This is a genomic window from Streptomyces sp. CCM_MD2014, from assembly GCF_000772045.1.
Lineage (GTDB): Bacteria > Actinomycetota > Actinomycetes > Streptomycetales > Streptomycetaceae > Streptomyces > Streptomyces salinarius.
The window spans coordinates 2,273,638-2,285,836 of record NZ_CP009754.1; the positions used below are offsets into that span (position 1 = coordinate 2,273,638).

At 74.7% G+C, this 12,199-nt stretch carries 5 protein-coding genes; all 5 read right to left on the bottom strand.

Annotated features, from left to right (window positions below; genetic code table 11):
• Positions 1–3: 3 nt before the first annotated feature.
• Positions 4–6,915, bottom strand: coding sequence for an aminotransferase class I/II-fold pyridoxal phosphate-dependent enzyme (locus NI25_RS09835; RefSeq protein ID WP_324610069.1), 6,912 nt, complete (start codon positions 6,913–6,915; stop codon positions 4–6).
• A 27-nt stretch (positions 6,916–6,942) separates the two neighbouring features.
• Positions 6,943–8,541: an L-proline--[L-prolyl-carrier protein] ligase RedM gene (redM, locus tag NI25_RS09840; protein WP_061442098.1), complete on the bottom strand. Its 1,599-nt coding sequence runs from the start codon at positions 8,539–8,541 to the stop codon at positions 6,943–6,945.
• A 115-nt stretch (positions 8,542–8,656) separates the two neighbouring features.
• The gene (locus tag NI25_RS09845) at positions 8,657–10,570 is read right to left on the bottom strand and encodes an aminotransferase class I/II-fold pyridoxal phosphate-dependent enzyme (protein ID WP_061442099.1); all 1,914 of its coding nucleotides are present in this window, start codon (positions 10,568–10,570) and stop codon (positions 8,657–8,659) included.
• Entirely contained in the window at positions 10,567–10,830 is a 264-nt protein-coding gene (locus tag NI25_RS09850) for an acyl carrier protein (RefSeq protein ID WP_061442100.1), read from the bottom strand. The genes NI25_RS09845 and NI25_RS09850 overlap by 4 nt, the downstream gene beginning before the upstream one ends.
• Positions 10,831–10,901: 71 nt before the next feature.
• Positions 10,902–11,909: a beta-ketoacyl-ACP synthase III gene (locus NI25_RS09855; protein WP_061442101.1), complete on the bottom strand. Its 1,008-nt coding sequence runs from the start codon at positions 11,907–11,909 to the stop codon at positions 10,902–10,904.
• Positions 11,910–12,199 lie beyond the last annotated feature (290 nt).

Consider the following 12,199-nt stretch of genomic DNA (forward strand, 5'->3'; position numbering starts at 1 on the left):
GGATCACACCAGGAGGTCGAGGGAGTGTTCGAGGTCTGCTTCGCTGTGGTCCGCGTTGATGAAGAAGCGGAGCCGGCACTGGTCGCGCGGGACGGCGGGGTAGCCGATCGGCATGACGTTGACGCCGCGCTCCAGCAGCGAGTTGGAGAGCGCCATCGTCTTCTCCCAGTCGCCGGTGATCACGGGGATCACGGCGGAGAGGCGGGAGACTCCGACGTCGAGGCCGCGGGCGCGGGCGCCGGCCCGGAAGAACTCGGCGAGTTCCTGGACGCGTGCGACGCGTTCCGGCTCGTCCTGGACGACGCGCAGCGCCTCCAGCGCGGCGGCGGCGTTGGCCGGGGAGATGCCGGTGGAGAAGATGTGCAGCGGCGCGGTGAACTTGAGGTACTCGATGATCGGGCGGCGGGCCGCGATGTAGCCGCCGAGGCTGCCCAGCGCCTTGCTGAGGGTGCCCATCCACAGGTCGACGTCGGCCGGGTCGGTGCCGTAGTGCTCGCCCACGCCGCGGCCGGTGCGGCCCAGGACGCCGATGGAGTGCGCCTCGTCGATCATCAGCATCGCGCCGTGCCGCTTCTTGACCTCGATGAAGCGCGGCAGGTCGGGAATGTCGCCGTCCTGGCTGTAGGCGCCCTCGATGACGACCAGCGCCCGGCGGTGCGAGGCCCGGGCGCCGGCCAGGATGCGGTCCAGGGCGGCCCAGTCGTTGTGCGGGAAGGACCGGCGCCGGGCGCCGGAGAGGATGCAGCCGCGCACGGTGCTGTCGTGGATCCACGCGTCGTGCACCACCAGGTCCTCCGGGCCGAACAGGTGGCCGACGGTGGCGACGTTGGTGGCGTGGCCGCCGGAGAACACGATGGCCGCCTCGGCACCGATGAACCGGGCGATCTCGGCTTCGAGTTCGTGGTGCAGCGGGGTCTCGCCGAACAGCAGCGGGGTGGCGGAGGCCGAGGTGCCGTAGCGGTCCACGGCGTCCTTGGCGGCCTGGCGCACCCGGGGGTGGTGGGAGAGCGCGAGGTAGTTGAAGGCGGCGAAGTTGACGACCTTGGTGCCGTCGACCGTGGCGAGCGCGGAGTTGAAGCCCTCGTGGGTGCGGCCGTAGGGGTTGGAGCCGCTGGTCCGGGTCTGCCGGAGCCTGCCCTGGAGTTCGGCGTACTCCGCCCAGTCCTCGAAGGTGTGCTCCTGGCGGACGGGGGCGGCGGCGGACGCCGGCGCGGGGGCGGCGGACGCGGGCGCCGGGGTGGGGGCCGCCTGGGCCGGGGCGGGCGGCGTCGGGACCGGGGCGGGCGGCGTCTGGACCGGGGCGGGCGGCGTCGGGGAGGGGAACGGGAACGCCTGCTGCGGGAACGGCTGGGGGACGTAGTAGGCGTACGCGGGGGCGCCGTGCGGCGGGTAGCCGTACGGGTACGGGTACGGCACCCCCGGCTGCGGGACGGGAGCGGCGACGGCGTAGCCGTGCGGCGGGGCCGGGAAGGCGCCGTAGGGGCCGTACTGGGGTGCCGGGGCGTGCGGCGCCGCAGGTACGGCCGCTGGAGGGGCGGCCGGCGGCGCGCTCGCGCCGGTGCCGGCACCGGCGGCAGGGGTGGCGTCGCGGTCGTCGCCCGCGGAGAGCCGGCCGATGATGTCCTGCACCGTGGGGTCCTCCGGCACGTCCTGGAGCGTGTGCATCCGTTGGGGGAAGCGGTCGGTGAGACGGCGCTGGAGGTCGGTCCGCATCAGCGAGTCGAACCCCAGGTCGAGACCCAGCCGGGCGTGCACCGGCAGGTCGGCCACGGGGAATCCGCAGACGGCTGCGACGGCGTCGAGCACGGTGCGGGAGACCTCGCCCGCCGGGTCCGTCTCGGCTGTGCTCGTCGCCGTGGGCTGGGACGGCATGGGATCGCCTTCCTGGTCGGGAGTGGGAGCGTGGAACCGGTAGGTCCGGCGCTCGAAGGGCGTGTGCGGCAGCGGGACGCGGGCGGGCGGGTGCTCGCCGTCCAGGGCGGACCAGTCCACGCTCCCGCCGGCGCAGTGGTGGGCGCCCAGCGACCGGAGCAGGGTGCGCCGGCCGGGGGCGCCGCGGCGCAGCGAGGGCAGCCACAGCGTCGGGCGCCCGTCGCCCGCCGGGGCGTCGGCGACGGCGGCCCGGCCCAGGTTCAGCAGGGTCGGGTGCGGGCCGATCTCGACGAAGGCGTCGCAGAACAGACCGCCCTCCGTGTCCCGGTCGCGCAGGCGGGCGAAGCCCTCGGCGAAGCGCACGGTGCCGAGCAGGTGCCGGACCCAGTACTCCGCGTCCACCCGCTCCACCGGTTCGCCGGTGGCGTCGGAGATCCAGGGGATGCGCGGGGCGTGGAACTCGACGGCGCGGGCGGCCTTGCGCAGCGGCTCAGCGGCGCCCGCCATCAGCGGTGAGTGGAAGGCGTGCGAGACGACGAGCGGCCGGACGGTGACCCCCTTGCGCTCCAGGTCGGCACGGAGCGCCGCGACCCGGTCGGCCGCGCCGGAGAGCACCAGGTTGCGGGGCCCGTTGACCGCGGCGAGCGCCACCTCCTCGTGGCCGGCGGCGATGTCGCGCACCGTCTCCGGGTCGCCGACGCAGGCGATCATCGCGCCCTCGCCGGGCTGCTCGTCCATGGCGCGCCCGCGGACGACCGCGAGCGTGAGGGCGTCCTCCAGAGAGAGGACGCCGGCGACGCAGGCGGCGGCGAGCGCGCCGACGCTGTGCCCGAGCACGGCGGCCGGGCGCACTCCGCAGCTCTCCCACAGGTCCGCGAGGGCGACTTCGAGGGCGACCAGGGCGGGCTGGCAGTAGCGGGTGCGGGCCAGGTCCTCGGCGTGCTCCGGGTCGAAGAGCAGGCCGAGCAGCGGGATCTCGCCCAGGTCGCGCAGGACCGCGTCGGCGCGCCGCAGGGTGCGGGCGAACACGGGGTGGGCGTCGTACAGGTCGCGGCCCATGCCCGGGTACTGGGTGCCCTGGCCGCCGAAGAGGAAGGCGACGGTGGGTGCGCCGCCGGGCGCGGGTTCGCCGCGGGCCACGTCGACGGCGGGCTCGCGACGGATCAGCGCGTCCAGCGCGGCGTCCAGTTCGTCCCTGGTCCCGGCGGTGAGGACCGCGCGGTGCGGCAGCGGGGAGCGGCCGGTGCTGGCGGAGCGGCACAGGGCGGCGAGCGGCACGTCGGGGTGGGCGGCGAGGTGGGTGCGGTAGAGGCCGGCCAGGGTGGTCAGGGCGGTCTCGGTGTGCGCGGACAGGGCCAGGGCGTGCACCGTGCCGTCGGGGGTCTCGGACGCGTCGGCGGGGGCCTGGGGTTCGGGCGCGGACTCGACGATCACGTGGGCGTTGGTGCCGCCGAAGCCGAAGGAGCTGACGCCGGCGCGCAGGGTGCCCTCGGCGGGCAGGGCCCTGCGGGTGGTGGGCACGGTCAGGCCCGAACCCGTCCAGTCCAGGTGCCGGTTGGGGGTTTCCAGGTGCAGCAGCGGCGGTACCTCCCGGTGCCGTACCACGAGCACCGCCTTGATCAGCCCGGCGATGCCCGCGGCCGCCTCCAGGTGGCCGATGCCGGTCTTGACGGAGCCGACCGGGCAGGGCGCGTCGGCGGGGCGGCCCCGGCCGTAGACACCGGCCAGCGCCTCCCATTCGACGGGGTCGCCCAGGGCGGTGCCGGTGCCGTGCGCCTCGACGAAGTCGATCTGCCCGGGTTCGACCCCGGCCCGCTCCAGCGCCCCGGTCATCACGGCGCGCTGGGCGGTGGTGCGGGGCGCGGTCAGGCCGTTGGCCCGGCCGCCGTGGCCGAGCGCGGAGCCGGTGAGCACGGCGTGCACGCGGTCGCCGTCGGCCAGTGCGGCGGACAGCGGTTTGAGGCACACCAGGCCCGCGCCCTCGCCGCGCACATAGCCGTCGGCGCCGTCGTCGAAGGTGCGGCAGCGTCCGCCGGGGCCGAGCATCCCGCCCCGGGCGAGCGCCGCCGAAAGGCCCGGGGCCAGCATCAGGTTGACGCCGCCGGCGAGGGCGATACCGCACTCGCCGTCCCGCAGGCTGCGCAGGGCGGTGTGGACGGCGGCGAGCGAGGACGAGCAGGCGGTGTCGAGGGCGAGGCTCGGCCCGCGCAGGTCGAAGAAGTAGGAGAGCCGGCCCGCCGCGACGGACTGGGCGTTGCCGGTGGCCGAGTACATGTCGACGACGTCGGGGTGGGGCATCTGGAGGTCGGCGTAGTCGTGCCCGCTGACCCCGACGAAGACGCCCGTGTCCGAGCCCGCCAGGGAGGAGGGAGCGATGCCCGCGTCCTCCAGGGTCTGCCAGGCGACCTCCAGGAGCAGCCGCTGCTGGGGGTCCATGCGTTCGGCCTCGCGGGCGGAGATGCCGAAGAAGCGGGCGTCGAAGTCGTAGACGTCGTCCAGGAAGCCGCCCGGGCGCCCGCCGGGACCCGCGACGTCGGCCGCCCGGTCGGCGGGGGCCTCGCCCACGGCGTCCCGGCCGTCCCGCAGCAGCCGCCAGTAGCTGTCGGCGTCGGGGGCGCCGGGGAAGCGGCAGCCGATGCCGACCACGGCGACGGGCTCGTCGGCGGGGGTGCGGCGGGCGGTGCCGCGCGGACGCGGGTGCGGGGCGGCGTCGGTGCCGGGGGCCGGGGTGCGGCTCCCGGCGCCCCTCGTCGCGTCGGCGGTGACGTGCGCCGCCAGGGACTCGACGGTCGGGTGGTCGTAGACGGTGGCCGGCGTGACGGGGGTGCCGAGCCAGTCGCCGAACCGGTCGGCGAGGGACACCGCCTGCTTGGAGTCCAGGCCCAGGGAGGTGAAGGGCACGGTCGGGTCGATCACCGAGGGGCGCAGGCCCAGCCGGGCGGCGACGGCGCGCCGCAGCCAGGTCACGGCCTCCGTCCGGGTCCGGCCCGGCGCGGGTGCCGGCGTGGCGTCGGCCAGGGCCGTCCGGCACAGTGCGGTCAGGGCGTCGGCGCCGTCCGGTTCGGGGCCGGACAGGAGCGTGCCGACGTCCAGGGCGACGCCGAGGCCGTCGGCCAGTGTGCGTACGGCCGTCAGCAGCCGTGAGTAGCGCGGGGCCCCCTCGGCGGCGTGCGAGGCGGCGAGGGCGTCGGCGACGAGGGCGGCCGTGCGCTCCGGTGCGCCGGGGCCCGAAAGGCGCGGCCCGGTGGCGTCGGGGAGTGTGCCGTCCTGGACGACGCTCGCGGCCACCACGGGCAGTTCGAGGTCGAGCAGTTGCTGACGGCAGGCGCTGCGCTGGATCTTGCCGCTGGTGGTGCGCGGCACCGAGGAGCGCCTGAGCAGCACGACGGTGTGCGGAGTCACCTGGTGCTCGTCGGCGATGGCGGTGCGCAGACGGGCCAGCAGGGCGTGCGGGTCCCCGGCGCCGGGCCCGCCGATCTCGTAGGCGAGCGCCAGTTGTTCGCCGTCCTCGGTGGGGATGCCGAACGCGGCCCCGTGCCCGGCGCGCAGACCGGCGCCGACGCGCTCGGCCGTCTGCTCCACGTCCTGCGGATGGATGTTGCGGCCCTGGACGATGATCACGTCCTTGGTCCTGCCGACGACGAAGAGCTGGCCGTCGTGGCGGAACCCGAGGTCTCCGGTGCGCAGCCACGCGGTGTCGGGTCCGTCCTCGACGCGGGTGCCGAAGACGTCCGCGCCGGCCCCGGGGCGCTTCCAGTAGCCGCGGGCGACGTTCGGTCCGGTCACCCGGATCTCGGCGACGGTGCCGTCGGGGACCCGGTGGCCGGTGGCGGCGTCGACCAGCGCGACCTCGACGTCGTCGACGGGTGCTCCGCAGCCGACGACGCGGGTGGTGCGTACGCTGCCCGGATCCGCCCGGCGTGCGGTGCCCGCCTCCAGGGCCGCCGCGTCGAAGGACTCCACCACGGGTGGCTCGGCCGGTTCGGCGCCGGTGACCATGAGGGTCGCCTCCGCGAGGCCGTAGCAGGGCAGCAGCGCGGTGCGGTCGAAGCCGGCCGGTGCGAAGTACTCGGCGAACCGGTCGAGGGTGTCGGGGCGGATCGGCTCGGCCCCGTTCAGGGCGAGGCGCCAGCGGCTGAGGTCCAGGCCGGCCCGCTGTTCGGGGCTGATCCGGCGCAGGCACTGCTCGAAGCCGAAGTTCGGCGCGACGCTGGTGGAGGCGCCGGTGCGGGAGAGGGTCTCCAGCCACAGCAGCGGGCGCTGCACGAAGGTCATCGGGGCCATCAGATGCGCGGGGAAGCCGCCGTACACCGGGGTGAGGATGCCGCCGATGAGGCCCATGTCGTGGTACGGCGGCAGCCAGGACACCATGCCGGAGCCGGCGTCGTGGCCGAGCCTGAGGTGGATGGAGCGCAGGTTGCGCACCAGGTTGCCGTGCTCGACCATCACGCCCTTGGGCGCGGCCGTGGAGCCGGAGGTGTACTGGAGGAAGGCCAGGGAGTCCGCCGTGAGGCCGGGGTCCTCCCAGGGGGCGGTGGAGTCGCCGGTGTAGAGGTCCTCGGTCACCAGCCAGCGCACGTCGTCGAGTTCGGCGCCGACGTGTCCGGTGCCGCGGGCGGCGACCGCCTCGCGGACCTTGCCGGTGGTGAGGGCGTGGGTGGCGGCGGAGTCCCGGGCGATGGCGGCGAGGCGGGGCACCGTCTGCCCGAACCGGGCGTTGTCCGGCGGGTAGGCGGGGACGGCCACCGCACCGGCGTACAGGCAGCCGAAGAACGCGGCGAGGTAGTCGAGGCCCGGCGGGTGCAGCAGCAGGACGGGGCCCTGGCCCACCTGCTCGCGGCGCAGGTGGGCGGCCACCTCGCGGGCGTGCAGGTCGAGTTCGCGGTAGGTCCAGGCGACGGAGGTGCCGTCGCCGTCGATGAGGAAGCGGTGGGCGAGGGCGTCCGGGGTGTGCTCCGCCCGGTGCCGCAGCAGGGCGGTGACGGTCTCCGGTTCGGGTCCCTGCCAGTGCGCGCGTATCGGCTCCGTCGGCCCCTGACTCACGTTCTTCTCCATGGATCGCCGGGCCACTTAGCGGGCCGTTCCGAGCGGTGCGTCGGCGCGCGGGTCCGCGTCGAGGCCGAGTCGGCGGTAGTCGGTCTTGCCGTTGGGGTTGAGGGGCATCCGGTCCAGGCGGACGGCGCCGTGCGGGACCATGTAGGTCGGCAGGTGCCGTGCGCAGTGCTGCTTGAGCTCCACCAGGCCGATCCGGTCGGCGCCCTCGCGCAGGGTGTAATAGAGCCTGAGCCGCGCCCGGGGGCCGGAGCCGTCGACCAGGACGGCGGCGTCGGCGATGCCGGGGTGGCGCAGCGCGGCGGCCTCGATCTCGCCCAGCTCGATCCGGTAGCCGGAGAGCTTCACCATGCGGTCCTTGCGCCCGCGGTAGACGAGCCGGCCGTCCTCCTCGTAGCTGACCAGGTCGCCGGTGGGGTGCACGCCCCGGCAGTGGGCGGTGGAGACGGGCTCCTCGGCGCGCCGCCAGTAGCCGGGGGTCACACACACGCCGGACACGTGGAGTTCGCCGATGGCGCCGGGCTCGCGGACGGTGCGGCCGGCGTCGTCGACGACGGTGGTCGTGGCGCCGGTGATCGGCAGCCCGATCGGTACCGGGGTGGCGCGGTGCAGGTCCTCGGGGCGGACCCGGTGGTAGGTGCAGACGTTGGTCTCGGTGGGGCCGTAGAGGTTGTAGAGGGGGGTGCCGGCGGGGAGCAGTTCGCTGAGCGCGCGCAGCTGCGGGACGGGGAAGACCTCGCCGGCGAAGAGGACGTAGCGCAGGCTCGCGGCGTGCTCGGGCGTGAGCGCGGCGGAGGCGGTCAGCAGGTGCAGGACCGACGGGACGGAGTACCAGACGGTGACCCGGTGCCGGCGGATGCCCTCGGCCAGCGCGGTCACGTCCTTGGTCGCCGCGTCGGGGACGATCCACAGCGCGGCGCCGCAGGACAGCGCGGTGAACAGGTCGAAGGTGCTCAGGTCGAAGTTGAACGAGGCGTGGCCGGCGAACACGTCGTCGGGTCCGACGTCCAGTTCGTTGCGGGCCCAGGCCACGAAGTTGGCCAGTGAGCCGTGCGAGATCTGCACGCCCTTGGGCGTGCCGGTGGACCCGGAGGTGTAGAGGACGGCGGCGAGGTCGCCGGGGGTGAGGGAGGGCAGCAGCGTGACCCCGCCCGCGCGGCCCTGCTCCCAGCTCTCCCAGGTGGCGACCGGTGTGCCGCCCACGGCGGTGGGCAGCCCGTCGCCGACGGCCACGACCGTGGTGACGGAGGCCGGCAGGTCGTCGTCGCCGAGCAGGGCGGCGTGGTGCGCGTCGGTGAACAGGACGACGGGTTCGGCGTCCGCCAGGATGGTCCGCACCCTGCTCACCGGCTGGCCGCCGTCCAGGGGGACGTAGGCGCACCCTGCCTCCAGGGCGGCGACGATCGCCTCGGCGTAGCGCGGCTGCTTGTCCATCCAGATCGCGATGCGGTCGCCCGCGCGCGCCCCGAGGCTGAGCAGGTGGGCGGCCACGGCCTCGACCCGGGCGGTGAACTCCCCGTACGTCAGGGGGTCGGAGCCGACGAAGGCGGGCCGGGAGGCGTGCTGCGCGGACGCGGCCCTGGGCAGGCGTATCACGGAGGGAGTGGTGGCGCTCATGGGGTGTGGGCCCTTCTCCTTGACGTGCGTGGGTGGCTCGGGGCCCGGGCCCCGTCCGGCAGGGAGGGGGCCTGCCGGTCGGGGGCCGGACGTGCGGGGCGGACGGAGACGGCCGCTACGGGGTGCCGGGCAGCACCCCGGTCTCGCGGGCCGCCTCGACGAAGATCCCGGCGGCCTCGTCCAGGTCCTGCGGGGTGTGCTCGCAGGTGACGCTGACGCGCAGGCGGGCGTCGCCGAGGGGGACGCCGGGGTAGACCACGGTCTGGCAGAACAGGCCGCGGGCGCGTACGGCCCGGCCCATCTCCATGGCGCGGCGTTCGTCGCCGATGACGATGGGCAGGATCGCGCTCTCGGAGTGCTCCAGGTCGAACCCGGCCTCCAGCAGCCGGTCGCGCAGCGTGCCGATGTTGGTCCACAGCCGCTTGAGGCGTTCGGGCTCGGCCTCGATGACGTCGATGGCGGCGATCAGGCCGGCCGCGACCCCGGCGGGGATGTTCGCGGCGAAGACGTAGGAGTTGGAGTAGTAGCGCAGGTACTCGACGACCTCCTCCTCGCCGACGACGAACCCGCCCATGCCGGCCAGGGTCTTGCTCATGGTGCCCAGCTCCAGGTCGACCTCGCCCTTGAGGCCGAAGTGCTCGGCGGTGCCGGAGCCGCGGACGCCGAGGACGCCGGTGGCGTGCGCGTCGTCGATCATGACGCGGGCGTCGTACTCCTTGGCCAGGCGGACGATCTCGGGGAGGTCGCAGACGTCGCCGTGCATGCTGAAGACGCCGTCGGCGACGATCAGCCTGCCGCCGGTGCCCTCCGCGGCGCTGCGGCTGAGGATCCGCTCCAGGTCGGCCATGTCGTTGTGCCGGTAGATCTTGCGCACCGCGCCGGAGAGCCGGGCGCCGTCGACGATGCTCATGTGGTTGAGGCGGTCGACGACGAGGGTGTCGTAGCTCTTGACCAGGGCCGAGATGGCGCCGAGGTTCGCGGAGTAGCCGCCGGGATAGACGATGCAGGCGGGCCGCTGTTTGAAGGCCGCCAGCCTGCGCTCCAGTTCCTTGTGCAGCATGTTGGTGCCGCCGATGAACCGGGAGCCGGTGTGGGTGGCGCCGTAGGTGCGGGTGGCGTCGCAGACGGCCTCGACGACACTGGGGTGGTTGGCGAGACCGAGGTAGTTGTTGGAGGCGAACATGAGGAACTCGCGCTTGCGGCCCTCCAGTTCGTCGAAGATGACGGCACGGTTGCCGCACTTGGAGTGCAGCGGCATGCCGTACCAGTACAGGCGGTCCTTCTCGCGGGAGCGCAGGTAGCCGGCGAAGCTGCGGGTCTTGGCGAACAGGTCGGGGTCGCGCTGCTCGGTGAAGTCCTTCATGGAGCGGTGGTCCCAGCCGTCCCCGTCGGCTCCGGGCGCCGAGCCGGGGGTCTGCCGAGGCTGGTCCGTGCCCGCGCCGTTGCCCGTGTCCCGGGCGGCGGTGTCGCAGGCGCGCAGCGCGTCGGCCAGGGTGCGCAGGGTCGTGGCACCGGAGAGGTCCGGGGCCGCGCCGGTGATCCCGAGCTGCTCGGTGGCCTCGGCGACGACGGAGGTCAGGACAACCGAGTCGACGCCCAGCTCGCCCTCCAGGTCGGCGTCGAGGGCGAGTTGGTGGCGCTGGTACTGGGTCTGCCGCATGGCGGCGGCGACCACGGCCTCGGTGACGGGGTCGTCCGCTCCCCCGTCGGCGGCGGGCGCGGCCCCGGCGGTGGCGGACGCGGACCCGGCGGTGGCGGACGTGTCGGCGTCGGCCAGCGCGGTCCGTACGGCGTCCACGAGTTCGCCGATGGTCGCCGAGCCGGCCGGCAGCTCGGCGGAGAGGGCGAAGTGCTCGCGGACGGAGGCCAGGACGGACTCCATGATGACCGAGTCGATGCCGAGATCGGCCTCGAAGTGGCTCTCCGGCCGCAGGTGGGCGACGTCGTACAGGGTGCGGGCGGCGATGACCTCCACGACGCCGTCGCGGATGCGCGCGGTGTCCGGGTGGGTGTCCACGGGATTCGTCATGCGGCGCTGCCCCCCTCGGTCTGCCGGAGCCGGTCGACCAGGGCGCAGATCGCGTTGACGGACCGGAAGTTCTGCGGGGTGACCTCGGGCAGGGGCACCGTGACGCGGAACTCGCCCTGCAGGTAGTGGACGAGGTCGAAGATGGCGGCGGAGTCGATGATGTTGAGCTCCGCGATGGGGGTGTCCGGCTCCAGGCCTTCGGCGTCGCCGCCCATCCAGGCGTCGGCGATGTAGTCGGTGATCAGTTTCCGAGGAGTCATGGTCGTCCTTGGTTCATCGGTCGTCTGCACGCGCTGGGATCGGACTCCGCTCCGGGTCCGGCCCGCCGCCCTCAGACCGGATCGATGGCGGGCCAGGTCAGTGCGGCGGCGCCCCAGGTGAGTCCGCCGCCGAACGCGGTGAGCAGGATCCGGTCGCCGGGCCGGATGGTGCCCTGGGCATGCGCGTGGTCGAGCGCGAGGGGGATGGAGGCGGCCGCCGTGTTGCCCACCTCGGCGATGTTGCCGACGCTGCGCTGTCGGGGAATGCCGATCTCGTCGGCCAGTCGTGCGGTGATGCGGTGGTTGGCCTGGTGGCTGACCAGCCAGTCCACGTCCTCCAGTTGCCAGCCGGCCCGGTCGAGCACGCTCGCCGCGCACTCGCCCATGCGCTGGACGGCGAGCCAGAAGACCCGCTTGCCCTCCATGGTGAAGTAGCGGTCGGCGGAGTCGGCCGGTGCCGTCTCGCCCGGCCGCGGGGGGCCGCCGGCCGGCACGGTGATCAGGTCCACGCCGGTGCCGTCGCTGCCCAGCCGCAGCGGGCCGAGGGCGCCGGTCTCGTCCGCCTCGCCGGCCCGCAGGACGACGGCTCCCGCGCCGTCACCGAAGATCACCGAGGTGGACCGGTCCTCGGGGTTGAGGATCCGGGAGAACGTCTCCGCGCCGATGACGAGGACCCGTTCCGCGGCACCCGAGGCGATCAGGCCGGACGCCGTGGCGAGCCCGTAGAGGAACCCGGAGCACACCGCGGCGACGTCGAACGCCGTGATCGGGCCGGCCCCCAGCCTGGCCGCCACCGTCGGCGCGGTCGCCGGGCAGGGCCGGTCCGGGGTGGTCGTGGCCACGATGACCGCGTCGATCGCGTCCGGGGTCAGACGCGCGGACTTCAGCGCCCGCTCGGCGGCGCCCACCGCCAGGTCGGAGGTGCGGGTGCCGTCGTCGGCGACGTAGCGCTGCGCGATGCCCGTCCGCGCCCTGATCCAGGCGTCCGAGGTGTCCATGGTCCGTTCCAGCTCGGCGTTGGTGACGCACCTGGACGGCAGACAGGAGCCGATGCCGGCTACCACGGACGCCCGGCTCACCGGGCACCGCCCACGGAGCGGCTCCGGTGTGCGGTCTGCCGGCACGTGCGGCGGCGGAGACGGGAAACCACGTGTGTGCTCCTCGCGTGATGGACGGTTTACCGGCCGGCCGGTGCGGGGAGTAACCCGGGCACCCCGGCCGCACCGAGTCTGGCCGGGTCCCCTGACCGGGCGCTGACGTCCCGCTGACCGCGGCTCCCGTCCGGCGGGCGCAGCGCCCCGGGGTCAGCCAGCCGTCAGCGGGCCGTCAGCGCACCGCCCCAGACTTGACGCAGCGTCGCATCGCCGCC